Below are 26,150 nucleotides of genomic sequence, written 5' to 3' on the forward strand. Positions count from 1 at the left end.
CGGCCGCTGTGCGGATCGTTTGGTGAGTCGGTCTGCCATGCGACAGGCTAGCAAGCAAGTGCTTGGTGGGTAATTATGGAGGTGGTGACGGCCGAAGCGTAGACAAGCGCTTGTTCAAATCCTAGTCTGAGCGACATGCCTGGACTCCACAAACCGGACACCAGGGGCTATGCGCTGGGATTCGACGTCGGCGGTACGTTCACCGACGTGGTTCTCGCGGGCCCCGAGGGCCAGGTCGCCGTAGCGAAGTGCCTGAGCACGCACGACGACCCCACCGAGGGAATCATCAGCGGGGTGACCGCCGCCCTGCGCGAGGCCCGTGTCAAACCTCAGCAGATCACCCGCGCCGTACACGCGACGACCCTCGCCACCAACGCCATCCTGGAACGGCGAGGCGAACGCGTCGCCTATGTGACCACCGCGGGATTCCGCAGCCTGCTCCCGCTCGGCCGCTACGCCCGGGTCGAGGAGGACCGTTACGACCTCTACTTCGATCCACCCGTTCCCCCCGTACCGGCGAAGGACTGCTTCGAAGTACCGGAGCGCGTCGACAGCGGTGGCCGCGTGCTGCGGCCCGTCGACGAGGACGCGGTGCGCCAGGTCGCCGAGGAGATCCGCGCACGCGGGATCCGGGCCGTGGCGGTGTGTCTGCTCCACGCCTACGCCAACCCAGTTCATGAACGCCGAAGCTGCGAGATTCTCCGGCAGGTGCTGCCCGCAGGCTCCACGGTCGTGATGTCCAGCGAGATATGGCCGGAGATCCGTGAATACGAGCGGGCGACGACGACGCTGATGTCCGCGTACGTCGGCCCCGTGATGACCCGCTACCTCACGAGGTTGCAGGACCGTCTCGCCGAACTCGGCGTGGCCGCCCGGGTGCAGGTGATGGAGTCCGGCGGTGGCGTCATGTCCGCCGACCTGGCCGGTCGCCGGGCCGTGGCCACCATCGAGTCGGGTCCCGCGGCCGGTGTCCTGGCCGCGAGCTTCACCGGCACGGCGGCCGGGCACCCCGACGTCATCTCCTTCGACATGGGAGGCACGACCGCCAAGGCATGTGTCGTCCGTGGCGGACGTCCCCACATCACACGCGAGTTCAGCGTCGGTGGCAAGGGAAGCTTCGGGGGACGCCGCGCCGGAACCGGGGTGCCCATCAAGGTTCCGGCCATCGACCTCGCCGAGGTGGGCGCGGGAGGCGGCAGCATCGCCTGGGTGGACGACGGCGGCGTGCTGCACGTCGGGCCGCGCTCGGCGGGTTCCGCTCCCGGACCCGCCTGCTACGGTCTGGGCGGCGCGGAACCGACCGTCACCGACGCCAATCTGGTCCTTGGATATCTGGATCCGTCGTCCTTCGCGGGCGGCACCATGGCGCTCGCCCCCGAACTGTCCGAGAAGGCGATCGACCAGCGGCTCGCCGGGCTGCTCGGAGTGGATCGCGCCGTCGCGGCGCACGCCGTCCATGACCTGGCGAACGCCACCATGGGCTCCGCCGTCCATGTGGTGACGGTCCAGCGCGGCATCGATCCCCGGGGCTTCGCCGTAGTGGCCTTCGGCGGTGCGGGACCGATGCACGCGGCGCGGGTCGCGGAGCGTTTCGGCATCTCTACCGTGATCGTGCCCCCGTCGTGCGGCGTGGGCTCGGCGGTCGGGTTGCTCGCCGCCGATCTGAGCACGGACCGAGTGCTGACACATGTGGTGTCCGCGCAGGACGCGGATCTCACGGAGCTCGAACGCGTCTTCACCGAGCTCGCCGCCTCCGCCTCCGGCGACCTCGACGTCGGGCTGGGAGATCCCGGCACGCGGGTCGAACGCTCCGCGGACGTCCGGTTCAGCGGACAGGCGCACGAGCTGACCGTCGCGATGCCGACCGAGCCCGTCGACGCGAAGGCCATGGACAGGCTGCGCCGGGAATTCACCGCCCGGTACCAGGAGGCGTACGGCATCGCCATGACCGGCCCCGTCGAGCTCGTCAGCCTGCGGGTGCGGGTCACCAGGTCGGTGGAGAAGGTGCCACTGGGACGGAGGCCCGAAACCGTCGCCCAGGGCGGCGCGCCGAGTTCGATCCGTCCGGTGTGGTTTCCCGAGTCCGGCGGCTACCAGGACACCCCGGTGTACGAGCGCGGACGCCTCGGCCCGGGCCACCGGCTGTCCGGCCCGGCGATCGTGGGGGACCACGAATCGACGGTCGTCGTCCCGCCGGGCTGGAACGCCTCGGTCGACGAGGAGTTCAACCTCGTGCTGAGTGCGGACACCGCCGAAGACGCCGCCGGAGCGACCACGTCGACATCCCAGGGGAACATGTCATGACCACCATGCCGCCCGCCGCTGTGCGGCCCGCCGCCGACGCCCTGACCGCCGAGATCCTGCGCAACGCCCTGGCCGTGGCGGCCGAGGAAGCCAGCATCGTGGTCGTTCGCTCGGCTTACTCGACCTTCGTCGTGGAGGGATCCGACGCGTCCGCCGCGATCCTGGACGCCGAGGGTCGGCTGATCGCCCACTCGGTGGCGACCACGCTGATGAACAGCATGGCACTGTCTGTGGCGGTTCCCCATCTGCTGGAGGACATCCCCGCCGACACCATGAGTCCCGGCGATGTGTTCGTGATGAACGACGCGTACCGCGGCGGCATTCACACCAACGACCTGCTGGTGTTCCGCCCCGTCTTCGTCGACGGCGCCGTACGGTACTTCACCGGAACGCTGATCCATGTCTCGGACATCGGCGGCGCCTCCGCCGGGGGCATGGCCTCCCTGGCCACGGAGATATTCCTGGAGGGTCTGCAACTCCCACCGGTACGAGTCGCCACCGCCGATGGGCTGGAACTCCCGATCACGCGGATCCTTCAGCTGAACAGCCGGACCCCCGACAAGGTGCTCGGTGATGTGCAGGCGCTGATCGCCGGCGCGACCACGGCGGCCACCCGGGTCGAGGCACTGATCACCGAGCACGGGCCCCAGGCATTCGACGAGGGGGTGCTCGGCTATCTGCGCCACACCGAGGAGCGGACCCGTGCCGCCCTCGCCGCGCTGCCGCACGGAACCTTCCGGGCTTCCTATGCCATCGACGACGACGGCATCCACCCCGGCCGAACCCATACCGTCCAGGTGGCGGTCACCGTCACCGACGGATCGGTCGTGCTCGACTTCGACGGCACGGACCCGCAGGCCCCGGCGGCCGTCAACGCGAGCCTGTCGCAGTCGTTGGCGGCCGTGGTCTTCGCCGTGCGGTGCTTCCTCGACCCGACGATCCCCATGAACGACGGATGCCTGCGCGCCCTGGACGTGCGGCTCCCCGTCGGGTCGCTGCTCAACGCACAGTCCCCCTACCCGTGCGGCGGCAGATTCCTCCCCGCCTACGCGGCCATGGAAGCGGTGTTCCAGGCGCTGTCGGACGCGGTGCCGGACAAGGCCATCGCGGCATCCGGCATCCTCCAGCCCTTCAGCATGGCCGCCCGCAACGCCCCGTACTGGATTCACCTTGCCTACGACTACGGGGGTGTCGGCGCCCGCCACGGCAAGGACGGGCCGGACGCCACGGGCGTCCACTTCGGTCTGGGACGCAATTCGGTGCCCCAGGTCGAACCGGTGGAGAACCGTTGCCCCATCGTCGTGGAGAGCGTTGAGTACCTCACCGACAGCGGGGGTCCCGGCCGCTGGCGCGGCGGCCTCGGCACCCGTACGGTCTTCCGGCTGAGGGCGGACGCGGACATCACCACCCGCGGCGACCGGCTGCGCAATGGTCCGCCCGGCCGCGACGGTGGTCATCCCGGCACTCCTGGCGGCTTCTACCGGCTGGCCCCGGACGGTGGCAGGGAGCGCCTGGAGTCGAAGGTCAACAACGAACCGTTCGTGGCGGGCCAGGCATTCGTTGTGGAAACCACCGGCGGCGGAGGCGTCGGCTGTCCCGAGGACCGGCCGGTCGACGAGGTACTGGCCGACGTGGCCGCCGGCAAGGTGTCCCGGCAGGCCGCCGCCGAGGTGTACGGGCTGGTCTGGGCCGGAGAAGAGATCGACCGCGCGGCCACCGAACAGCGCCGAGCCCGCCTGCGTGCCCATGTGCCGGAAGCGAACCGACCGGCCGTGGCCCAGAACTGAAATTCCCTTGTCGCGGCCCCGTGATCGGGGCCGCGATATCGCATCCCTCTGACTTCCTGTTCGGAACACCCCACCCACCACACGGAGGCGGAACCCGTGAAGTTTTCGATGATCTTCGAGGCCCAGATGGCCGATCCGACCCGCGAACACGAACAGCAGGTGCTGCGTGACTGCGTGGAGCAGGCCGTGTTCGCCGAGGAGATGGGGTTCGACCGGATCTGGGCCGTCGAGCACCACGCTCTGAAGTGGTACGCGCATATGAGCGCGCCGGAGATCTTCCTCACCTGGGTGGCGGCGCGGACACAACGCATCCGCGTCGGCCATGGAGTGGTGTGCATGCCGTTCGGATTCAACCACCCGGTCCGGGTGGCCGAACGGGCGGCGATGCTGGACATCCTGTCCGGCGGGCGGCTGGACCTGGGGGCCGGGAGGGGCGGCACCGTCCAGGAGACCTCGCTGTGCGGAGTGGACATGGACCGCACGAAGGCGGAGGTGGAGGAGGCACTGCGGATCATCGGGCAGGTGTGGCAGAAGGACGAGTTCGAGTGGCACGGCGAACTGCTGGACATCGAGCCTCACCCGGTGCTCCCGCGCTCGCTCCAGGAGCCCCATCCTCCGCTGTTCATGGCCTGCAGTCGCAAGGAAACCCTCAAGGAGGCGGCCGAGTTCGGGACCGGCGCCCTGGTCATGGGATTCGCCGGCCCCAAGGACGTGGCGGACATGCGCCGCGTCTACGACGAGGCGATCGCCGCCCGCACGGGCGACCGGTTCGTCTCCACCGTGGTGAATGACCATCTGTCCGCGCTGTGCCCGACCATCGTGCTCGACGACCGGGAAAGGGCTGAGCGCATCGGACTGCGCGGCCAGCGCTTCTTCGCCCAGTCCATCGCGCACTGGTACGGCGGTGCGGGCATCCCCGACGAGGCGGTGGTCGAGGGCGCCGACGAACGTGCCGAACTGGCCCGGGCCGCCGAACAGGAAGTCGCGATGTTGCACGAGTCGAACATCCCGGTCAACGCCTCGATGCGGGAGAAGTACCACGGATCGCATGCCTACGGGACCGCGGACGACGCCATCGAGTATGTGCGGCAGCTGATCGATGCCGGTGCCGACGAGATCATGTGCCTGATCCAGATGGGAACAGTCCCCCAGGACGTGTGCATGGAGACCATCCGGCAGTGGGGGAGCACGGTGATCCCCCACTTCCGTCGATGATGACACCGCGCCGCCCCGGGGCGTCCGCCGCGGGGTGGGCCGTCCTGGGGTTGCTCTCCTACGCGCCCGGGCTCTCCGGGTACGAACTCAAGCAGTGGGCTGATCACAGCCTGCGCTTCTTCTACCAGGCGCCCGCGATGAGCCAGATCTATTCGGAACTGCAGCGCCTGGAAGCACTGGGGTGGGCCGAATCCCGACTGGAGCCACAGGGGCACGGGCGCGACAAAAGGGTCTATGGGCTCACCGAGGACGGCGCGGCGGCGCTCGAGAGGCATGTGGAGTCGGCGCCGTTCCGGCCGCCCATGGTCAAGAATCCGGTGGCCATGCGGATCTGGCTCGGCCACCTGACCGGCGGGGCGGGCATGGACCGGCTGATCGACGCCTACGACGCGCACCTGAACGAGTTCCTCGAAGGCGTGAGGGCCGCGCTGAAGACCACCGAGGACCGCTCCGAGCTGGCCTATGCCGCGATGGCGCTGCGCTGGATGGCCCGCTCCAACCAGGCGCAGGCCGAAGCGCTCGGGGAGTTGCGACGAGAACTGGCCGAGCGCAGGGCCGAGGCCCCAACGTGCAAGGAGGGAACGGGAGGCCCTGTGGCTTGACGGTGTCGAGCGGAGAGGCAAGACTTGCACCAAGCGCTTGCTTGTTACTCTGTGTCCTCGGAGGCTGACATGGGTTGGGAGAACAAGGCCGCGCTGGTGACCGGGGCGGCCTCCGGCATCGGCCGAGCCGTCGTCCGTGAGCTGGTCGGTCGCGGAGTACGAGTGGCGGGGCTCGACAGCGACGGCGAGGCGCTCACCGCGGCGATGCGGTCGTTTCCCAAGGGGCGCGTCACATCACTTGTGGCGGACGTCAGCGATGCCGGGCACGTCGAACAGGCCGTCGACCGGACGGCAGATGCGTTCGGACGACTCGACGTGGTCTGCAACGTCGCCGGCGTCGTCGATGACGCCACCCCCACCCATCAAGTCCCCCTGCAGCAGTGGCATCGGGTTGTCGCCGTCGATCTGACCGGTCCCTTCCTGGTCACCCGCAGTGCCTTGCCGCACCTGCTGGCGAGCGGGGGCGGCTCCATCGTGAACATGGCGTCCTCTGCGGGGCTGTTCGCGGCAGGGGGCGGCAGCTCGTATACGGCAGCCAAACACGGGTTGGTGGGGCTGACGCGAAGAGTCGCCCTGGAATACGGGGATCGGGGCGTCCGCGCGAACGCAGTGTGTCCCGGCTACATCGCCACGGAACTGAACGCGTCCTACCGCACACCGGAACCGGCCAACGAGCCCGTCGCCGGGGCGGTGGCGGCCACCCCCGCGGGGCGATGGGGGACACCGGAAGAAGTGGCGACACTGGTCGCCTTCCTCGCCGGCGACGACTCGCGGTTCATCACGGGCTCGGTGTACACCATTGACGGCGGACTGCTTATCCGCTGAGCGGGACAACAGCCGACCCGTGGGGTCGGGAAGAAACGGAGCGATGGCATGGCTGACGACAGCAAGATCGGTAATGTGCTCTACCCCGTGGCCGACGTAGGCGCCGCGGCGGCCTTCTACGGTGAATCGCTCGGCCTCGCCACCAAGTTCACGGACGGCGACCGCTTCGCCGCACTGGACGCGGGAGGCGTGACGCTGGCGATCGCAGGTGAGGAGGAGGATGTCACCGGCGGGACCCCGGCGGCCTCCTTCAAGGTCCAGGACGTGTCCGCCACCGTGCGGCGGATGATCGACGCGGGCGCCAAGGTCGTTCGGGAACCGGAGGAGGGCCCACACGAGGTTCGTGCCGTTGTCGAGGACCCGTGGGGCAATCCCGTCGTCGTGTACTCAGCCAAGCACTGAGTATCTTCCCGCCGACCGTTCAGCCGGACACCACGCTGCCACCGAACGCCTGGAGCATGTGGTGACTCAGGTCGCCGGTGTACTCATTGATCATGTGACGGTGCTCGAAACGCCACTGGCCGTCCACCTGGCGGAAACGGTCGTGATAGCGGCCGGACAGGATCGGCTGTAGGGGCAGTGCGTCGGTGCACTGGAAGACGGTGACATACGAGCGGCACGTGGCCGTTCCTCCCTCGTCGTCCACATCGAGGATGGGGTTGGTCGTCACGTGCCGCGTGTGCGGGGTGCCATTGTCGGAGTACAGCCGAGTCCACCGCTCGTACATCGCCCGTACTTCACCCTCGCCGCTGACCTCTATGTCGTTCTCCTCGACGGTGATGGTGGCGTGGGCGAACAACCGGCCGAGGCCGTGGAAGTCACCGGAGTCGATCAGCTCGGCGTAGCGGGCGAGCAGGTTGGGGATGACGTGGTAACCGGATACCGGGGGTGCCATGGCTTCCTCTCCAGGGGAGTCCGAGTCGGCCGTCGGAGGCCGGTCAACGTTGTGGACGATTCGTCAGAGGGATACGCTCCGCGCCGCTCATCGACGACAACCCTTCGGGATAGTCCGGGTCACCCGCCTGACGCAGGTCCGGCAGCCACCGCACGAACAGCGCCAGCGCCTCGGCCATCTCGGCGCGCGCGAGTGCGTGGCCGAGGCAGAGGTGACCGCCGTGCCCGAAGCCGAGGTGCCGATGTGCGTTGGCACGCGTCACGTCGAACCGGTGCGGATCCGGGAACATCGCCGGGTCGCGGTTCGTCGCATAGATGTTCACTGCCAGGAGAGTGCCGGCGGGCAGTGTCAGACCGTGGTACTCGACGGCGTCGACCGCCTTGCGCAGCATGATGTGCAAGGCCGGTTCAAGGCGCATCGCCTCTTCGACCGCGCCCGGAACGAGGTCCGGCTCGGTACACACCCGCTCCCACTCGCCGTGCTCCAGGAGGAGCTGGACCACCCAGCCGAACTGGTACCGAGTGGTGTCGTGACCGGCGAAGAGCAGGTTGAGAAGCGCGCCGTGGAGCTCATCCTCCGTGAGCGGCCCGGTCTCGGTCTGGGCCGCGATCAGCGTGCTGACGAAGTCTTCGTCCGGTTGTCGGCGCCGGAGCTCGACAAGTTCGCGGAAGTACGTACGGAGGCCGAGGATCGCGGCATCGATACGGGCCAGATGTGGCGTGAGCGGGAACCGGGCGAGGAGCCCCAAGTCCACCGTCCAGCCGCTGAACCGTCCGATGTCCTCCTCCGGTACACCCATCAGTGCGCAGAGCACCTCGAGCGGATACAGGTGGGTGAAGTCGGCGACGAGGTCGAACGGATTCCGGTCGGCCATCCGGTCGATGAGCCCGCTCGCTACGGCGCGCATCCGCGGCCGCAGTGAGTCGGTGCGTCGGTGTAGTAGGAGGGGCCGATGCTGTCGAGCCGTGGGTCGAAGCACATCTGCCGTGCGACGTCGTAGGAGAGGACTTCGTACCCGCGCAAGGTCTGGATGATCCAGGACTGCTGGCGGATCAGGTCGAAGGCGGTCCCCGGGTTCGTGCGGAACCTCTCGTCCGCGAGGTCGACACGCGGTACCTCGGCAAGCGCCTGAGCTGTGGTTTCGGACATGGTGGTCTCCTGTCTCGTGGGGAGGCGGCTTCACCCGTGAGCCAGGTCCGCGAGCTGGTCGATCCGGGGGAGCAGATCTTCGGCGGGCAGCGACGGCAGCCAGAAAACGCACCGGGTGATACCCAGTGCGGCATAGCGTCGCAGTGCCTCGCGTTGCGGCTTGGCGTTGAACAGGGTTACCGGCGCCTGGTCCCGGCCCAGCTCGGCAGCTCTTTCCTGTAGTTCGGCCACCCGTGCGGAGAGCTCCTCTTCGAACGGTTCCGGGTCGGTGGACGCGAATTCGGCGGAAGACCAGTCGTCGGATCCGTCGCGGAAAGGCATCCAGCCGTCGCCGTAGTCGAGCACGCGCTGCAGGACCCCGCTGCCACTTCCGCCGATCAGCACCGGCGGACGGGGACGCTGGAGAGGTTTGGGCCAGGACCAGATCGCCGAGAAGTCGACGAACCGGCCGTGGTAACTGGCCTCGTCCTCGGTCCAGATCGCCGTCATCGCCTCGATGCGCTCACCCAGAAGCGTCATGCGGGTCTTCGGATCGGTGCCGTGATTGAGCATCTCCTCCCGATTCCATCCGGCCCCGACCCCCAGGATCAGCCGCCCACCGGAGATCAGGTCGAGAGAGGCGATCTCCTTGGCCAGCAGGATCGGATCGTGCTGGACGACAAGGCAGATCGCGGTTCCCACCTTCACCCGCGTTGTCGCCGTGGCTGCCGCCGTCATGGACACCACCGGCGACAGGCAGTGTGCGTACTCCCGTGGCAGCTCACTTCCGCTGGGCCAGGGTGTTTCCCGCCCCGACGGAATGTGGGTGTGTTCTGGGAAGAAGACCGACTCGAATCCCCGCGTCTCCGCCGCCCGGCCGAACTCGGCCGGTGCCATCGAGTACTCCGTGGGAAACATCTGTACACCGAAGAACATGGCACCTCGGGGGCGGCATCGGAGGCCGCGCCCCTGGACCCGGTGGGCCCAACGGTCGCGGATCTCGCGGCGCAGCAGTTTGCCCTGGCCGCCGGAAGCGTCCTGACCGTGTGGGAGCCTGTCGGCGATCACCACGGCGTCCGGGCGGCAGTGCTCCGGTAGCACCTCGGCGAGGGCGTCGCGTACCGTCGGTTCGTCCAGATCCTGCTCCGGCACGGGCGCCACGGCCAGAAGGATGTGCTGGTCCCGGCCTTTCCCGGGGACCGCGACCGCTCCGGCCTCCGCGACGCCGGGAACCGCCAGGGCGGCTTCCTCGATCTCGCCCGGCAGTACGTACCGACCCGCCCGGGCGATGGCGTCCTGCCGTCGGCCAAGGACGGTGAGTGCGCCGTGCTCGTCGAGCACGCCGAGATCTCCACCGACGTACCAGCCGTCGCGCAGCACCTCGGCGGTCTGCTCGGGCTGGCCGTCGTAGCCCGCCAGCAGATGCGGTCCGGTCAGGCAGATTTCCCCGGCCTCACCGACCAGCCGGTTCCCCGAGGCGTCGACCACCTTCACGGCGCAGGCCGTACGGGCCCGCCCGACGGCCCTCGTGGCCATCGCCGTCCCTGGGCGGCCGATGACGCTGTAAGGGGCTTCGGTCTGTCCGTAGTAGGAGAACACCTCGGTCGTGGGCAGTCGCTCCTTGATACGCGCCAGTACGGCCGGCAGCACGGATTCGCCTCCGAGGAGCACCACTCGCAGGGACGTGAGATCCGCCTGGCGGTGCTGGTTGTCACGCAGCAGCTCAGTGAAGAAGCTGGGGATCACACTGATATGCGTGATGCGCTCGCGCGCGGCCGCATCGAGGAAGGTCGCGGGGCTGAAGTCGGCCTCGAGGACGAGGCGCATTCCGCCGTAGAGGGCCGGCCCGGCGATGGCGATGAAGCCGACCCCCCAGATGATCGGTCCGGTACCGAAGACCGGATCCGGGCCACGAGGTACGTCCAGCCACAGCTGCGCGGTGGACAGCGCGCCGGAGTGGGTGTGCACCACCGCCTTCGGCAGTCCCGTGGTTCCCGAGGTGAAGAACAGGGCAAGCGGATCGTCGTGGCGTGCCCCGGGCTCCGGCTCGGCGTCGGAAGCGGCGTCGCTCTCGCCGTCGAAGTCCACCGTCGCGGGGGCGGGCCCGCCCAGCCGCAGCCAGTCGGTCACTCCCGGCAGCGCGGGGCGGATGCGCTCGACGACATCGTCGGCCCATCCGTCATAGACGAACGCCGTACAGCCGGATCGCTCCACGATCGCCACGAGCGTGTCATCGGACCAGTACGGGTTGAGGGCGGCTACGACGGTCCCCGTCTTGGCCGCGGCGATATAGACCTCGGTGATGCCCAACGGCGCGTGCAGCAGGCACGCGACCCGGCGGCCTTGGACGACGCCCCGGGAGCGCAGTACCGCGGCGCGCCGATTGACCTGGCGGTTCAGTTCGGCGTACGTCCGGCGTCCGGCGTCGCAGTCGAGCGCCACGGCGTCCGGTGTGCGCAGAGCCTGCGCGGTCAGTACGGCATAGCCGTAATTGGCGAAGGGCGAGTGGGTGTGTGTCGCCGTCAAGGATGCCTCCTGTGCGACGTGGGGCCGTGCAGTCCCGACGTGGCCGGACCCGGATTTCTGGTCAACCTAGCGCATGCTTGGTGATGTTTCAAGTGGTGTGCGACGTTCCTGCGCGGCTGGTCAGCGGAACGCGGGGATGACCTCCTGGGCGAAGAACCTGAGGGTCTTCTTCATCTCATCCAGAGGCAGCGGCCGTGTGCTGCCGAAGTCGCACATCAACTGAGAGTAGCCGAATTCCTGGAGCGTGCGGATCTGGCCGATCACCCGTTCCGGGTCGCCGATCACCTCGAGCTGCTCCCACCGGAAGTCGCTGTCCACCGAGCCGCCCTTGAGGTAGCGGTCCTGCCAGTACTCGAAGCCCTTGGCGATCTCACCGGTGGACGAGTCGATAGGCGCGCTCTGGTGGTTGAAGATCCGCTCGCGGTTGAAGAGCCGCTCGAAGCGCTCCTGGTCCGCCCGGGCCTGCTCGATGGTGGGCGCGGCATACACCGCGCGGGTGACCACGAGATCCGTGTCCGAACCTCCATGGCCGGCCTCGGACGCGGAGGCGTGCCAGGCTTCCGCCGCGCGGCCGACCTTCTTGAAGGTGGCGGCGGGGTCGGCCAGGATCGGCAGGCCGCGAGCGGCGTACAGCTCGACGGTTTCGGGGCTCACCGCGGCGACATAGACGGGTGGATGGGGCTTCTGGAGGGGCTTGGGTACCAGATTGATGGCGCCGGTCCGGTAGTACGTGCCCGTGTGCTGGAAGTTGTCCTGCGTCCACAGACCCTGGATCACCTCGAGGGCTTCGTTGAACCGGTCGCGAGCCTCCGCCAGGTTCAGCCCGAAGGACTCGAATTCCACGCTCTGGTAGCCCCGGCCGATACCGAAGTCCACCCGTCCGTCGGACAGTACGTCGAGCTGGGCGATCTGCTCCGCGATGTGTACCGGGTTGTGCAGGGGCAGCACGACGATGCCGGTGCCCAGCCGTAGCCGCTCCGTGCGGGCGGCGATGTAGGAGAGCAGCGCGGGAGTGCAGGGGATCGTTCCGTATGGCCGGAAGTGGTGTTCGGCCACCCAGAAGCCATCGAATCCCAACTCCTCTGTATAGGAGGCAAGTTCCAGGTTGTAGTCGTAGACCTCTCGTACGGACATGCCGTCGAATTGGTGGAACAGGTTGAAGGTCGAGAACTTCATGGGCCTACGCGGTGTGACCACGGCTCACTCCTCGCTGGATGGGTGCGCTGAACGATGACGTATCGTCTGACCAAGCGCTAGCTTGGTAGTCTAGCAGTCGGGAAACAAGAGACAGGAGAATCGGATGCGGGACTTCGCCGACCGACCGGGTGTGGCAGTTATCGCTGGTGCCACTGGTGGCATCGGTGCCGCCATCACCCGCATGCTGGCCGGGCGCGGCAGCCATGTGGCGCTGACGTACCGGAAGAACGCCGAGGCCGGGGCCGCCCTGGCGGAGGAGGCCGAGGCGGCGGGCGTCCGGGCGGCCGCCTGGTCGCTGGACCTGTCGGACGCGGACGCGACGGCGAGTTTCCTGGACGAGGTGGCGGACCGTTTCGACGGCATCCACACCCTCGTCTACGCGGCCGGACCGCATGTGCCCATGGTGCATCTGAGCCGGGTGACGCCGGACCGGTTCCGACAGCAGATCGAGGAGGACGCGATCGCCTTCTTCAACCTGGTGCAGCCGGCCCTGCCACGGCTGCGCGCGGCCAAGGGCGGCATCGTCGCGGTTACCACGGCCGCCACCCGTCGCTTCCCGGTCCGGGACGGGCTTTCCGCCGGGCCGAAGGGGGCCGTCGAAGCACTTGTGCGCGGATTCGCCGCGGAGGAGGGCCGGTTCGGCGTGCGTGCCAACTGTGTGGGCCCCGGAATGCTGCTCGACGGGATGGCCGCACGGCTGATCGGCTCGGGCGACCTCGATGAACAGGCCCTGGAGGTCACCCGCGGCAATATCCCCCTGCGGCGGTTCGGATCCGCGACCGACATCGCCGAGGCCGTGTGCTTCCTGGCCTCCGACCGGGCCGGGTTCATCTCCGGCCAGATGCTCGACGTCGACGGAGGCTACGGGGCGTGAGGCCGCGTGTCCCGGCGGGGGCATCCGCCACCCGCCGGTCACGCCGAACGAACCCGGCCTCGCCGTGCGAGCCGACGCCGCCTAATGAACCCGGAATGGTGGCAGACCTCATGAGGAGCCCTTCCCCCGGGAACGCGGAAGACCGAGAGTGCGCTCGGCGATGATGTTCCGCTGGATCTCGCTGGACCCCGCGTAGATGGTGTCGGCCCGGCTGAAGAGGAAGACCCGCTGCGCGAAGGAGAGATCGTACGGCGGGCCCTCCGCGAGTAGTCCGTCGATGCCCAGTACGTCCATCGCGAGCTCTCCGAACTCGCGATGCCAGGTGGACCAGTAGAGCTTGGCGAAGGACACCTCGGGCCCCGGTTCCCCGTCACCCAGCGACGTCATCGTGCGCAGCGCGTTGAGCCGCATGATCTCCAACTCGATCCAGGAGCGAACGAGTCGGTCCCGCAGAACCGGGTCGCCGATCGCCCCGTTCTCCCTGGCGATCGCGGCGATCCGATCGAACTCCCTGCGGAAGCCCAGCTGTTGGCCCAGAGTGGACGCACCGCGCTCATACGCCAGCGTCGCCATGGCCACCCGCCAGCCGTCGCCCACCGCGCCCACCACATTCTCCCGCGGGGTGCGCGCGCCGTCGAAGAAGACCTCGTTGAACTCCGAGGTGCCGGTGATCTGGACGATCGGCCGGATCTCGACGCCGGGTTGCCGCATGGGCACCAGCAGGTACGACAGGCCCGCGTGGCGAGTGGTGGCGGGGTCGGTGCGTGCCAGGACGAAACACCAGTCGGCCTCGTGGGCGAGTGACGTCCATACCTTCTGACCGTCGATGACCCACTCGTCGCCGTCCAGCCGCGCCCTGGTCCGTACCCCGGCCAGGTCCGAGCCGGCGTCCGGCTCCGAGTAGCCCTGGCACCACAGCTCCTCGCCGCGCAGGATCGGCGGCAGGAAGCGGTCCTTCTGTTCCTCGGTGCCCAGGTCGATCAGGGTGGGCCCGATCAGTCCCTCGCCGATATGGCCGACCCGGACGGGGGCGTCGGCACGCACGTACTCCTCGTGGAAGATCACTTGCCGTGCCAGTGAGGCGCCTGGGCCGCCGTGCTCACGGGGCCAGCCGAGGCATGTCCACCCGGCCTCGCCGAGTCGCCGCTCCCAAGCGAGCCGCAGCGGGAAGGCTTCGTGTTCCCGGCCTGGCCCGCCGAGCCCTCGTGCGTCGGCGAATTCACCTGTGAGGTTGTCGGCCAGCCATGCCCGCACTTCCGCGCGGAATGCCTCGTCCTCTTCACTGAACCGTAGGTCCATGCCTGTGTCCCGGGCCCGTTAGTCGGTGAACCGGCCGTAGCCACCGCGGAAGAACAGCAGTGGCGAGCGGTCCTCGGCCGCGAGGTGGCACACCCTGGCAACCACGATGACATGGTCGCCCGCGAGGTGTTCGTCCTCCGTCGTCACCTCGAGCCAGGCCACGGCCTCGTCCAGTACGGGAGCACCGCCGGGCGAAGGCGCCCAGCCCACGTCATGAAACTTCTCCGCACCCTTACGGGAGAGCTGTCGGCACACCTCCTCCTGGTGCTCGGCCAGGATATTGACGCAATACCGCTGCGCCGTGCGGACCCGGGGCCAGGAGGTGCTGGTGTGGGCGACGCAGAAGCCCACCAACGGGGGGTCCAGGGACACGGAGGTGAAGGAGTTCGCGGCCAGGCCGGTGGGGATGCCGGTTTCGGGGTCGATGGCGGTGATGGCGACGACACCTGTGGCGAAGTGGCCGAGGACGGTGCGGAAGGTGGCGGAGTCCAGCGCCTCGGACGGGCCGAGGGACGGCGAGTCGGTCGTAGTGGGCATGGTGAGCTCCAGAGGGTGTGAACGTTACTGTCCCGGTTGTCCAGGAAGAGCGGACAACTGGGCACGCAGAGCCGTTTTGTCGGTCTTGCCGTTGGCGGTGGTCGGCAGCTCGGACATGACGATCACGCGGCGCGGCACCTTGTAGTTGGACATGTGCTGCCGGGCCCAGGCGATGACCTCGCCTTCGACGAGCCCGGTGTTCGGGCGGGGGACCACGAAGCCCCAGGCGACCTCGCCCAGGGTCTGGTCCGGTACGGCCACGACGGCGGCGTGCCCGATTGCCGGATGGCGCTGCAGAAGGTTCTCGATCTCGGCCGGGTAGGCGTTGAATCCGCCCACGATGAACATGTCCTTCTTGCGGTCGACGATGGTCAGGTTTCCCCGTTCGTCGAGCACCCCGATGTCGCCGCTGTGCAGCCAGCCCTCCTCGTCCACCCCGGCCGAAGGCGTTCCGGACGCGTCCCAGTACCCCCGCATGACGCCGTAGCCCCCTACGTGGACTTCACCGCGTTCGCCCGGCGGCAGCGGTCTGCCGTCATCGGACGTGATGCGCAGACGCACGCCGGGCATGGGCCGGCCCGCGGTCGAGGCGACCACCTCCGCCGGGTCCCCGGGGCGGGTCATGGTGACCACCGAGCCCTCGATCAGCCCGTAGGCGTTGACCACGCGCTCGGTCCCGAGACGCTGCCGCATGGCCCGCACCAGTTCGGTCGGTACGGCCGCCGCACCCACGATCGCGACGCGCAGCGATGTCAGGTCCCGGCCCGGCAGTTCCGGGTCCGAGAGGAGGCGCGCGAACAGATTCGGCGGACCGGCCAGGATGCTCAGCCGCTCCTTTTCGATGAGGCCGAGTGCCCCGTCCGGGTCGAACACCGCGATGGGCAGGATGGTCGCCAGCCGTGCGACACAGGCGATGATGCCCGCGTTGATGCCGAAACCGTGGGCGAAGGGACTGATGACCGGGTATCGGTCTCCCTCATGGAGACCGACGACCTCGCTCCAGTCCCAGTAGGCGCGCAGAATCTGCTCGCCGGTCAGGGCCACCCCCTTGGGGGTGCCGGTGGTGCCCGAGGTGCACAGGATCTCGAACAGGTCCTCCGGCCGGACGGTGAGAGCCCGCCGCTCGGCCTCGGTACGATGTACGGAGTCGGCCCGGGAGACGAAATCGGTCCAGGACCGGACTCCGACGCCCTGTCCGGCACCATCGAGGAGGATGACGTCGCGCAGGTCCGGCAGCCCGTGGAACGGGTGGTCATCGCCTGGCCCCTGGGCGGCTTCGGCTAGCATGGACAGCTGGCTGACGCCGAGAAACCCTTCGTGGACGAAGAGTGCCTTGGCACCGGTGCGCCGAAGAAGATCCTCGCTTTCGATGCCCTTGCCCCGGGTGCTCAGCGGCACGATGATCGCTCCGGTGTCCCAGATCCCGAAGGCGGTGACCACCCACTTCCAGGTGTTGGGCGCCCAGACCGCGACTCGGTCGCCGGGCTGGACGCCGAGGGCGATGAGGGCGCGTGCTACCGAGGCGGCTTGGTCACGCAGGGTCTGAGCGGTGACAGTCACCTCTCCGTCCGCCACTACCGGGGCGTCGGGGGCGATGGCCGCACGGTCCCGGAGCATTCGCGGCAGCGTTCCCCAGCCGGGTACAGGTTCCATCTTCCGCGCTCCTCTTCGTTTACCCGCCGGTGGTGTGCGCTCGGACCGATGTCTTGCGGTCCCTGCCGAGGTGCTGCCCTCGGTGATCCGTGATCGTCGGCGGTGCCGAGGTCTCCTCGACCGTCTCCTCGACCGTGACGTCGATGTGCACGGGGGTGAGCGCGGTGAGTGCTTGGGCGATCCGGCCTTTCCACATGCCGTTGTTCACCAGGCTCGGACGGTTGAAGGTGACCCCCAAGGTGCTGGTGTCCAGAGTGCCCCGACGGTCGATCTCCAACTGCCAGCGGCTGATGCCGTCGATGCCTCGCAGGGCGTGATCGAGGCCGCTCAGCGGGACCCAGCGGCCGCGGATCAGGATGTGGTCACCGATTGTGTGCCAGGGAGTGGGAATGCCCGTCGCGCCGTCCGTGATGTGTGCCACCTGACCGGTGCGGACCGCGATGCCATCGAGCAGATCGTGCCACTCGTGCGTCACGATGAGTTCCGCGGTGCCGGAGGGATACGGGGAGGGCAGCACCCGGTCCTCGTCCAGCGGGGCACAGTGCAGGAGCCCGGGCCGGACCGGCCGCAGTACGGCCGCGGGCTCCTCCGCGTCGCGGTGGGCGACCGGAACACCCGTCACCGGGTCGGCATAGAGCTCGACCACGCGGGTGTCGAACTCGGCCGCCACATGCCGGACGGTGCGCTGGTCGACGATTTCGCCGGTGAACACCAGAAGGCGCAGCCCGAGGTCGAGCGGGTCGACGAGGAACTCCAGATGCAGGCGGGCCAGGAAGTCGGCCGCTCCGGTCGGGGTGGCCACCAGGACGTTCCCGCGCAGCGCCTGGAGAGTACGCAGCAAGCGCATCCGGCCCCGCGGCCCGGTGGCGACGGCCGCCTCGGCGACATCGGCTGCCGCCTGGGCGATCAGGGCACCGCCGAGGTCGCCGTCGTTGTTGAGTGCCACGACGACGCGGTCGCCACCGGTCACACCGGCCGCGGTGAGTGCCTCACGGGTGAGGCCGAGAGCCTCGGCCAGATCGGTGTCACCGAACGGGACGACGGTCTCACCGTCGGGGGAGGTCAGGAGCAGCCCGCGCGCGGTGGCGGGGGAGAGGCCCATGCGGGGCAGTTCCTCGCGGGTGGCCCAGGAAATCGATGCGTTCACAGTGTCACCACGTCGGTTGCGAAGAGCTTGATGGTGTTCAGGACGTGCTCGTTGGCCAGACCGCCGACCTGGAACTGACCGATCAGGTCAGTCACTCCCGCCTCTTCCAGGCGCGCGATCGCGCGGCGTGAGCCCTCCACGTCATCGAGGACGATCATGAGGTTGTCCCGCAGGGTCTCGATCGCCTCTTCCGGGGACTGACCGGCTGCCAGCGCCCCGAGGACGCGGTGGGTGGCGTGACGGGCGTCGTAGTAGTCCGGTGGCGCCACCAGATTCACCTGTCGGCGGATGTACCAGAGGATGGCGTCCGCCGCGTTCTCGTACGCCTCCTCCCGGCTCTGCGCGACATGCCAGGGGATCATCAGGGCGATCCTGCGGGATTCGGGGTCGAAGCCGTTGCGGGCCAGTTCCGCCTTGTACGCGGCGATGTCCTCGGCCACCGCGTCCATGCCCTTGAGCATCGTCATCCCGAGGAGGTTGTAGCCCCGCTTGGCGGCCGCCAGATAGCCGTCCAGGCTCGTGGAGGCCACCCAGACCGGGGGATGTGGCTTCTGTACGGGACGCGGATACACCCCCACATCGGGCACCGACCAGTACGCGTGTTCCGCGCTGACCGGCTCTCCATCGGCTTCGAAGATCTCGAGAACCGTGTCGAGGTTGTCCTCCCACAGCTGACGCGACTGTTCGAAGGGCCGCTGGAATGCCTGGTACTCCAGCGGCGAGGCGCCACGTCCGGTTCCGAACTCGACGCGGCCCTGGCTGAGGATGTCCAAAGTGGCCACGCGCTCCGCCGTCCGCACCGGGTGCTGGAAGGGCAGGAGCACCACGCCGAGGCCGAGCCTGATGCGCGTGGTGATCCGGGACAGCGCACTCAGCACCAGATCGGGGGCGGAGGAGTGCGAGAAGCCTCGCGTGAAGTGATGCTCCACCATCCACGCCGTGCTGTAGCCCAGCGTGTCGGCGAGCGTCACCTGTTCCAGCAGATTTTCGAAGCTCCGTTGTTCCACCTGTGAAGAACGTCCTCGTACCTCGAGTTCGTAGCCCAGGCCCACCCGCAGCGATCCCATCCGCCGCCTCCCTTCTGTTTAACCAAGCGCTTGCTAGGTAATGTAGCGCCGCACCCCTGAGCGCTCAACCCCCTCGGGTGCCTGACTCGGTGAATCCGCCGTCTTTCGCCGACGGTGCCAGCCCGATCCGCTCGGCCACCTCGACCCGGTGCTCGGCAGGACTGCCGAGCAGGGACTGCGACGACTTCGCCCGCTTGAGATGCAGATGAGCGTCGTGCTCCCAGGTGAAGCCGATACCGCCATGCACCTGGAGGCAGGTACCGGCGGCCGTCAGGTAAGCCTCCGTGCAGTAGGACTTGGCGAGCGACGCGTACAGCGGCAGCCGTTCAGGCGCGCTGTCCACGCACCAGGCGGCGTACCAGGCGGCGGACCGGGCTGATTCCACCCGCAGCAGGCTGTCCGCGAGCAGGTGCTGGACCGCCTGGAATGATCCGATGCGCTGTCCGAACTGGACGCGCGTCCGGGCGTATTCGACGGCCATGTCCAGACACCGCTGGGCGCCGCCGACAGACTCCAGGGCGATGGAGACCTGGGCCAGGCGCGCCGCGTGCCGCACTGCCCCGGCAGCGGAGCCGGGGGTGCCGATGCACGTCGCCATCACATTCCGGAACTCTGTCCGGGCGAACCGCCGGGTCTCGTCCATCGTCGTCAGTGGTGAAAGCGTCAGCCCGGCCGTGTCGCCAGGCGTGACGAACAAGGTGGGCCCCTGAGGGGTGTGGGCCGTGATGACCAGTACATCTGCCGCCTCGCCGCCCAGCGTCATGGGGTCGATGCCGTCGATCGCCCAGCCTCCGCCGGTCCGCCGTGCGTCAAGGGCGGATCCTGGTTCTCCGTGAGCGAGGTCGACGCCGGTCAGCGCGGCGAGCGTGTCTCCGGCGGCGATGCCGGGCAGCAACTCCTCGCGGGCGTCGCGGTCAGCGCCCGATAGAACCGCACCGGAAGCCAGTACGGCCGAGGGCAGGAGCGGGGAGGGGAGAGGGCCGCGTCCGGTCTCCTCCAGCGCCACCGCCAGATCGACGAAGCCGAACCCGGCGCCGCCGTATTCCTCGGGGACGGGCAGGGCCGGGAGGCCGATCTCCGACAGCAGACTCCACAGCTTCCGATCATGACCCTCCGCTGTGGCGGCCGCTCGGCGGACCTCCTCGGACGGTGCGCGTTCCTGTAGGAGCCTGCGCACGGTATGGCGCAGTTCCTCCTGTTCATCGGTGAAGGCGAACCTCACGTCGACCTCGCCATCTCGCTAGCTTCGATACCAACCAAGCATTTGCTTCGTTCGAAGCTACTGCCGCTCGAATCGCGCTGCAAGGACGTGGAGATGTCATCCGGTGCGGCGATCGGCCGCTTCGTGCGCCGTGATGCGCGAAGTGTTGACTCCGTCACACGGCGGACGTTAAATGTCCGCACCCAAACCAAGCGATTGCTTGTTCGCTGCGTGGCCGTTTGGTTGTACTGCGCGGGTCTCACCCCGCGTCTGGAGGAGAATCCATGGACGGACATCGCTCCGCGGCGCCGTACGGCGTGCCGGACGAACTCGACGCAGGTCGCCTGGAACACCGTTCCACGGCTTTCTGCGTCTTCGTGCTCATCGTCCTCGTTCTGATCGGCGAGATGATCGCCTTCGAGTTCACCTTCGTCTACCCGGCGCTCACCGAGCTCGCCGCCCTGTACAAGACCCCCGACATCGGCTGGGTACTGACAATCGCCAGCCTGGTCGGAGCCTCGGTCACGGCCACGGTCGGAAAGCTGTCCGACATGTACGGCAAGAGGCTCGTCATCGCGTGGATGCTGGGAGCTTTCGCGATCGGGACACTGCTGTGCGCGACCACATCCTCCTTCGGAGTGCTGTTGCTCGGGCGGGTGCTCCAAGGTGCGGCCATCCCGATCAGCGCGGTCAGCTACGGTCTGGTCCGCGACATCATGCCTCGCCGGCTCGTGCCGATTGGGCTCGGCATGCTCGCGTCGGGTGTCGGCGCTTCCGGCGTCCTCGGCCCGCTGCTCGGTGGCGCTCTGATCGACTGGGCCGGGGTCAGGAGCATCTTCTGGTTCCTGCTCGTCTATGTCATCGTCGTCGGCGCGGTCCTGCTGGCCGTCGTGCCCGAGTCGCCGGTCCGCGCCCCCCAGCGCCTGGATCTCGGCGGTGCGATCACCCTGTTCACGTCCGTCGCGCTGATTCTGCTCGCGGTGAGCAAGGGGGAGGAGTGGGGATGGAGTTCGGGACGGACACTGGCCTCTCTCGCCGGCGGAGTCCTGGTAATGGGCGTTTTCTTCCAGGTGCAACGACGGGTCACGGAACCTCTGATGCACCTCGGCCTGCTCACCCGGCGCTCGGTCGCGACGACACTCCTAGTCGCGCTGCTCGGGCAGTTCCCTCTTGCCGCGTACTCCTTCCTCAATCCCTTGATGCAGCAGAGTCCGCCACACCCGGGAAACGATCACGGCCTCGGCCTGTCCGCCTTCCGGCTCGGAGTGGAGATCACCGTCTTCCAGGGCGGCATGGCCGTGATCTTCGGGGTCGTCGGAGGGCGACTGGCGCGGCGTTGCGGTGGAAGGGTCGTCGCGATAGCGGGCTGCTCGGCGCTGACCGTGGGCATCCTGTCGCTCGGCTACGCGGGTACGACCCTGTGGGAACTGCAACTCGTCGCGGCGGTCACGGGCGTGGGATTCGGAATGTACTACGCGGCCATTCCCAATCTGATGGTGGAGGCCGTCCACGCGAAGGAACAGGGCATCGCGGCGGGGATGCAGGGAGTGGTCGCGGGATCCGCCGCCTCGGCCGCCACCGCGGCGCTCGGGGCGATCCTGGCCCGGCATGTTCTTGTGAACGACCCGGCCACCGGTGTCGTGATCTATCAGACGGACGGCTTCCGGTACGCCTGCTTCGCGGCCGCCCTCGTCGGGGCGGGCTCCGTGGTGGCGGCCGTCTCGATGCGACATGGCCGGGCGCCGGCGACCGGCGGAGCCGCTCCGGACGCCGACCCGGAGCGTGCGGCGCCCGCGGGAACGGCGCCACCGGCGCCATCCGCGACCTAGGTGTATCCCGTCGGTGACGGCGCGGCCAGGGGTGTCCCGGACGCCCCTCTCGAGTTCATGAAAGCAGACATGGAGAGGAACGAATGATGGCACGGCTTGACGGACGGGTGGCGCTGATCTCAGGTGGTGCCCGAGGCCAGGGCGAGGCGGAGGCCCGGCGCTTCGTGGCGGAAGGAGCATCGGTGCTCATCGGGGACGTCCTCGACGAGGAGGGCCGGAAGGTCGCGGACGACCTCGGTGCCGCCGCGCACTACACGCACCTCGACGTGACGAATCCGGAGCACTGGTCCGCGGCGGTGGACATGGCCGTGCGCAATTTCGGGAAACTGGACGCCCTGGTGAACAACGCGGGTATCGCTCGTTTCGGTGCTCTGCAGGACTTCCCGCTGGACGGCTATCAGCGAGTGGTCCAGGTGAACCAGGTGGGAACGTTTCTGGGCATGCAAGCCGTGATCCCCGCGATGCGGACGGCCGGGGGTGGGACGATCGTCAACATCTCCTCGACCGCCGGCCTCGCGGGTGTGACGGGCACCATCGCCTACGCCGCGAGCAAGTTCGCGGTGCGGGGCATGACCAAGGTCGCCGCCATCGAACTGGGTCCGCTGGGCATCCGGGTCAACTCAGTCCACCCGGGCGGCGTGGACACGCCCATGAACGACCAGGCGGTCGACATCGACCTCGCGGACCCCTCGGGGGATCCGAATGCGAAACTGCCGATGGGCCGGATCGGCCGCCCGGAAGAGGTGGCGAACATGGTCCTCTTCCTCACCTCCGACGAATCCTCCTACAGCACCGGGTCGGAGTTCATCGCGGACGGCGGCATGCTCGCGGGTCCGCTGTTCTGAGCGCCAGATGCCAGGTCATTGACGAGGGTGGCGTGCGGGATTAATGTGACCAAGCGATTGCTCAAATAGCGGCTGTTGAATGGAGGACAGGGTGAGCGCACGAGTGGCTCCGGTGGCCTCGCCGCTGACCGCTCCGTACTGGGAAGGCATACGAGCCCGCCGACTGCGGATACAGCGTTGCGCATCCTGCCGCCGCTACGTGCACTTCCCACGGCCCGAGTGCCCGTCATGCGGAGGCGCGGAGCTTTCGTATGAGGAGGTGTCCGGCCGCGGCCTGGTGCATACCTTCAGCGTGGTGCATCGCACTTTCGCTCCGGGATTCGCCGACCGTACTCCTTATGTCATCGCCTGGATCGAACTGGTCGAGCAGCCAGATCTGCGGGCCTTTGGCAACGTGCTCGGATGCGAGCCCGGGGAGTTGCGCATTGGAATGCCGGTCGAGCTGTGCTTCGAGGAACTGGACGGGTTCGGCCCCCTGCCCGCCTTCCGGCCGTTCACAGATGACAGTGGCCACGACAACACCCTCAGGTAATCGGGAGAACCCATGCGATTCGGTGTCACGGTCGGACTGCTGCACCCCGCCGTGTGGCGGGACTTCGCGATCGAGGCGGACAAACTCGGCTTCGAATCGGTGTGGGTCCCCGAGCACCTGGTCTTCACCGAGGACATGGCGCGGTCGCAGTATCCCGGTGGCGAGAAGCCGCCGGTCCTGCCCGAGGCACAGCTCTTCGACGCACCCGCCATGCTCTGCGCGATAGCCCAGGAGACCCGGAACATCAAGCTGGCGACCTACGTCTACCTCTTCGGTCTCCGTCACCCGTTCATCGGTGCCCGCGCCTTCTCCACCCTCGACGCCGTCTCCGACGGCCGTGCCATCGTCGGTGTGGGGTCAGGCTGGATGGAGTCCGAATGGGACGCGGTACAACTCGACTTCGCCAGCCGAGGCCGTCGGCTCGACGAAGCCATCACGGTGGCCAAGAGACTGTGGACCGAGCGGGTGGTCACACACCACGGTGAGTTCTACGACTTCTCCGGGGTGTACTTCGAACCCAAGCCGGTGTGCGAGCCGCATCCACCGGTCATCGCCGGAGGCACATCCAAGGCGGCACTGCGGCGCGCCGTGCGGTTGTGCGAGGGCTGGGTGGGCATGCCGGGCACCCTGGAGACGGTCAAGCCTCAGCTCGATCTACTCGAAGAGATCCTTCGTGCCGAGGGGCGCGGCCGGGACACCTTCGAGGTGACGGTGAGCGCGTTCGACATGGCCGGGCCCGAGGAGGTCCGGGAGTGGGAAGCGCTCGGCGCGGACCGCGTCGTGGTTCGCCCCTACACCCGTACGAGTACGGCGATCGAGGAACTGCGGCAGTTCGCGCGGGAGTACGGCGTCACCCCGGCGGCCGGCTGAATGGTCGCGTGGCACCGAATACCACGACAGGTCCGGGGCCCAGGCCGGTGAGGCGGAGGAGAGCGTATGGACGGAGTCAGGCTGGACGGCAGGACCGCGCTGGTCACCGGCGGCGCCGGTGGCATCGGTGCCGCCATCTGCCGGACCATCGCCGAGCGCGGAGCGCGTGTTCTCGTGGCGGACATCGACATCGCGGCGGCGGAACGGACCGCCCGTGCCCTGCCGGATGCCGTGGCCCTCCACGTCGATCTTGACGACCAGCTGGATGTCGCCGCCCTCGGCGACGCCGTGACCAGCCGGTTCGGCGGCGTGGACATCCTGGTCAACAACGCGGGCGTGAGCAGTGTCCAGCGTTTCACGGAGAGCGACCCGGACACCTGGGACCGCATGTGGCGCATCAACCTTCGCGCCCCCATGCTGCTGAGCCGTCTGCTGCTGCCCGGCATGGCCGAGCGCGGATGGGGGCGGCTGATCTACATTTCGACGGACGGGGCACGGGCCGGGGCCGGCGGCGAGAGCGTCTACGCGGCGTGCAAGGCAGGCCTGTTCGGCCTGGCCAAGACACTGGCGAGGGAAGCTGCCCGTAATGGGGTCACCAGCAACGTGGTGTGCCCGGGGCTCATCGACACCCCCATGCTTCAACAGGTCAGAAGTGCTCAGCCGGGGATGGTCGAGTCCCTCCTGCGTGTCGTCCCGATGCGCCGGGCGGGTCAGACGGAGGAAGTGGCGCACTTGGTGGCGCATCTGGCCACGGAAGCGGCCGCCTACACCACAGGGCAGACGATCAGCGTCAGCGGCGGCGTCACCATGGTCTGACGCCTCCTCGGCAGAGAGGCAATTCATGACGGAGCACACCACCGCCAACGGCGCCGGAACGCGGGCGGACAACTGGGGACGCTGGGGGGACGGAGACGAGCGGGGTGCCGCCAACCTCCTGACCCCGGAGGCCGTCCGCACGGCGGCGGGCACGGTCCGTGAAGGGCGAGTGCTCAGCCTCAGTCTGCCGATCCGCGGAGCGACATCGAGCCGCGCTCCGCAGACGGTCCCGCATCTGCCGGGCCGTCCGCTTCCCCAGCACTTCATGTCGGTCGACGGAGCCGACTACTGCGCGGGTGCCCGGCGAATGCATGGTGAGATCGGCGTGGCCGATGACGCGCTCATCCTCTCCCACCACGGAACCACCACCCATATCGACGCGCTGTCCCACATGTGGCGCGGCGACACCCTGTACAACGGGCATCCCGCCAACCGGGTGCGCTCGTACGGAGCCACCCGATGCGGCATCGAGAAGGCCGGCCCGATCGTGGCGCGCGGGGTTCTGTTCGATGTGGCAGGGCACCTCGGCGTACCCCACCTGGATGAATCCGTGCGCATCGGCGCCGATCTGCTGCGGGCCACCGCCCAGGCCCAGGACATCGAGATGCGTCCGGGCGATGTGGCCGTCGTACGCACAGGATGGCCGACCGTCTACGACACCGATCGGGCGCGCTACCAAGCGGGTCAGCCGGGTCTGACACATGACGGCGGCCTCTGGCTCGCCCGTCACGACATCACCGCCGTGGCCTGCGACAACGCCGGGATCGGCGCATTGGCCATGGACGGCACCTTCGACGCGGGGCCGGACGAGGACCTCCACCTGCTGCTGCTGTGGAAGTTCGGGATCTACCTCGTCGAGATGGTCTGGCTGGAGGAGCTGGCGGCCACCGGACGCCACGACTTCCTCTTCCTTGCCGCGCCCCTGGCCGTCGAAGGGGGCACGGGAAGCGCGGTCAACCCGGTCGCAGTGCTCTGAACGGCCGGGTCGGCCGGGCCCCTTC

At 68.5% G+C, this 26,150-nt stretch carries 24 protein-coding genes; 13 read left to right on the forward strand and 11 right to left on the reverse strand.

What is annotated here, in order from left to right:
• The first annotated feature begins 135 nt into the window (after window positions 1–135).
• The 6 genes from LIV37_RS44945 (at window position 136) to LIV37_RS44970 (ending at window position 7,135) form a co-directional block, all read left to right on the forward strand.
• A complete protein-coding gene (locus LIV37_RS44945; RefSeq protein WP_020873718.1) occupies window positions 136–2,304 on the forward strand; it encodes a hydantoinase/oxoprolinase family protein in 2,169 nt (722 codons plus the stop codon).
• On the forward strand, window positions 2,301–4,091 hold the full coding sequence (locus LIV37_RS44950; protein WP_020873719.1) for a hydantoinase B/oxoprolinase family protein: 1,791 nt from the start codon (window positions 2,301–2,303) through the stop codon (window positions 4,089–4,091). Before LIV37_RS44945 ends, LIV37_RS44950 begins: the two co-directional genes overlap by 4 nt.
• Window positions 4,092–4,187: 96 nt before the next feature.
• On the forward strand, window positions 4,188–5,306 hold the full coding sequence (locus LIV37_RS44955) for an LLM class flavin-dependent oxidoreductase (protein ID WP_020873720.1): 1,119 nt from the start codon (window positions 4,188–4,190) through the stop codon (window positions 5,304–5,306).
• Window positions 5,303–5,908, forward strand: a complete 606-nt coding sequence (locus tag LIV37_RS44960) for a PadR family transcriptional regulator (RefSeq protein ID WP_121826614.1) — start codon at window positions 5,303–5,305, stop codon at window positions 5,906–5,908. Before LIV37_RS44955 ends, LIV37_RS44960 begins: the two co-directional genes overlap by 4 nt.
• A gap of 69 nt (window positions 5,909–5,977) precedes the next feature.
• Entirely contained in the window at window positions 5,978–6,733 is a 756-nt protein-coding gene (locus LIV37_RS44965; protein ID WP_020873722.1) for an SDR family NAD(P)-dependent oxidoreductase, read from the forward strand.
• Window positions 6,734–6,781: 48 nt separating this feature from the next.
• Window positions 6,782–7,135, forward strand: a complete 354-nt coding sequence (locus LIV37_RS44970; RefSeq protein ID WP_020873723.1) for a VOC family protein — start codon at window positions 6,782–6,784, stop codon at window positions 7,133–7,135.
• Window positions 7,136–7,154: 19 nt separating this feature from the next.
• Here the strand turns inward: LIV37_RS44970 and LIV37_RS44975 are convergent, their stop codons facing one another.
• The 5 genes from LIV37_RS44975 to LIV37_RS44995 form a co-directional block, all read right to left on the reverse strand.
• The gene (locus LIV37_RS44975) at window positions 7,155–7,628 is read right to left on the reverse strand and encodes a nuclear transport factor 2 family protein (protein WP_020873724.1); all 474 of its coding nucleotides are present in this window, start codon (window positions 7,626–7,628) and stop codon (window positions 7,155–7,157) included.
• 43 nt (window positions 7,629–7,671) lie between these two features.
• Complete coding sequence (locus tag LIV37_RS44980) at window positions 7,672–8,535, reverse strand: cytochrome P450 (protein ID WP_020873725.1); 864 nt, start codon at window positions 8,533–8,535, stop codon at window positions 7,672–7,674.
• The gene (locus LIV37_RS44985) at window positions 8,523–8,777 is read right to left on the reverse strand and encodes a hypothetical protein (RefSeq protein ID WP_020873726.1); all 255 of its coding nucleotides are present in this window, start codon (window positions 8,775–8,777) and stop codon (window positions 8,523–8,525) included. The genes LIV37_RS44980 and LIV37_RS44985 overlap by 13 nt, the downstream gene beginning before the upstream one ends.
• 30 nt (window positions 8,778–8,807) lie before the next feature.
• Window positions 8,808–11,282 carry a TIGR03619 family F420-dependent LLM class oxidoreductase gene (locus LIV37_RS44990; RefSeq protein ID WP_020873727.1) on the reverse strand — a complete coding sequence of 825 codons (2,475 nt, stop codon included), beginning with the start codon at window positions 11,280–11,282 and terminating at the stop codon, window positions 8,808–8,810.
• Between the two features lie 120 nt (window positions 11,283–11,402).
• Entirely contained in the window at window positions 11,403–12,479 is a 1,077-nt protein-coding gene (locus LIV37_RS44995; protein ID WP_202979701.1) for an LLM class flavin-dependent oxidoreductase, read from the reverse strand.
• A gap of 130 nt (window positions 12,480–12,609) precedes the next feature.
• On the opposite strand from LIV37_RS44995, the gene LIV37_RS45000 reads away from it, so the two are divergent.
• Window positions 12,610–13,353 carry an SDR family NAD(P)-dependent oxidoreductase gene (locus LIV37_RS45000; protein ID WP_309471227.1) on the forward strand — a complete coding sequence of 248 codons (744 nt, stop codon included), beginning with the start codon at window positions 12,610–12,612 and terminating at the stop codon, window positions 13,351–13,353.
• A gap of 108 nt (window positions 13,354–13,461) precedes the next feature.
• Here LIV37_RS45000 and LIV37_RS45005 read toward each other — a convergent pair whose 3' ends face one another.
• From LIV37_RS45005 to LIV37_RS45030, 6 genes are all read right to left on the reverse strand, one after another.
• On the reverse strand, window positions 13,462–14,652 hold the full coding sequence (locus LIV37_RS45005) for an acyl-CoA dehydrogenase family protein (RefSeq protein WP_020873730.1): 1,191 nt from the start codon (window positions 14,650–14,652) through the stop codon (window positions 13,462–13,464).
• A gap of 18 nt (window positions 14,653–14,670) precedes the next feature.
• A complete protein-coding gene (locus LIV37_RS45010) occupies window positions 14,671–15,189 on the reverse strand; it encodes a flavin reductase family protein (protein WP_020873731.1) in 519 nt (172 codons plus the stop codon).
• Between the two features lie 24 nt (window positions 15,190–15,213).
• Entirely contained in the window at window positions 15,214–16,842 is a 1,629-nt protein-coding gene (locus tag LIV37_RS45015) for an AMP-binding protein (RefSeq protein ID WP_121826613.1), read from the reverse strand.
• A gap of 19 nt (window positions 16,843–16,861) precedes the next feature.
• Entirely contained in the window at window positions 16,862–17,989 is a 1,128-nt protein-coding gene (locus LIV37_RS45020) for a phenylacetate--CoA ligase family protein (RefSeq protein ID WP_202979700.1), read from the reverse strand.
• Entirely contained in the window at window positions 17,986–19,056 is a 1,071-nt protein-coding gene (locus tag LIV37_RS45025; RefSeq protein WP_020873734.1) for an LLM class flavin-dependent oxidoreductase, read from the reverse strand. The genes LIV37_RS45020 and LIV37_RS45025 overlap by 4 nt, the downstream gene beginning before the upstream one ends.
• A gap of 64 nt (window positions 19,057–19,120) precedes the next feature.
• Entirely contained in the window at window positions 19,121–20,278 is a 1,158-nt protein-coding gene (locus LIV37_RS45030; RefSeq protein WP_020873735.1) for an acyl-CoA dehydrogenase family protein, read from the reverse strand.
• A 263-nt stretch (window positions 20,279–20,541) separates the two neighbouring features.
• Between LIV37_RS45030 and LIV37_RS45035 the strand changes: the two genes are divergently transcribed.
• The 6 genes from LIV37_RS45035 (at window position 20,542) to LIV37_RS45060 (ending at window position 26,125) form a co-directional block, all read left to right on the forward strand.
• The gene (locus LIV37_RS45035) at window positions 20,542–22,086 is read left to right on the forward strand and encodes an MFS transporter (RefSeq protein ID WP_020873736.1); all 1,545 of its coding nucleotides are present in this window, start codon (window positions 20,542–20,544) and stop codon (window positions 22,084–22,086) included.
• An 86-nt stretch (window positions 22,087–22,172) separates the two neighbouring features.
• Window positions 22,173–22,931 (forward strand): glucose 1-dehydrogenase, encoded by a 759-nt coding sequence (locus LIV37_RS45040; protein WP_121826764.1) that lies wholly within the window; start codon window positions 22,173–22,175, stop codon window positions 22,929–22,931.
• Window positions 22,932–23,010: 79 nt separating this feature from the next.
• Window positions 23,011–23,463 carry a Zn-ribbon domain-containing OB-fold protein gene (locus LIV37_RS51925; RefSeq protein ID WP_121826612.1) on the forward strand — a complete coding sequence of 151 codons (453 nt, stop codon included), beginning with the start codon at window positions 23,011–23,013 and terminating at the stop codon, window positions 23,461–23,463.
• Between the two features lie 12 nt (window positions 23,464–23,475).
• Window positions 23,476–24,333: a TIGR03619 family F420-dependent LLM class oxidoreductase gene (locus LIV37_RS45050; RefSeq protein ID WP_020873739.1), complete on the forward strand. Its 858-nt coding sequence runs from the start codon at window positions 23,476–23,478 to the stop codon at window positions 24,331–24,333.
• 66 nt (window positions 24,334–24,399) lie between these two features.
• Window positions 24,400–25,149 carry an SDR family NAD(P)-dependent oxidoreductase gene (locus LIV37_RS45055; RefSeq protein ID WP_020873740.1) on the forward strand — a complete coding sequence of 250 codons (750 nt, stop codon included), beginning with the start codon at window positions 24,400–24,402 and terminating at the stop codon, window positions 25,147–25,149.
• 25 nt (window positions 25,150–25,174) lie between these two features.
• Window positions 25,175–26,125, forward strand: a complete 951-nt coding sequence (locus LIV37_RS45060) for a cyclase family protein (RefSeq protein ID WP_020873741.1) — start codon at window positions 25,175–25,177, stop codon at window positions 26,123–26,125.
• The last annotated feature ends 25 nt before the right edge of the window (window positions 26,126–26,150 follow it).

The organism is Streptomyces rapamycinicus NRRL 5491 (assembly GCF_024298965.1).
GTDB classification, from domain to species: domain Bacteria; phylum Actinomycetota; class Actinomycetes; order Streptomycetales; family Streptomycetaceae; genus Streptomyces; species Streptomyces rapamycinicus.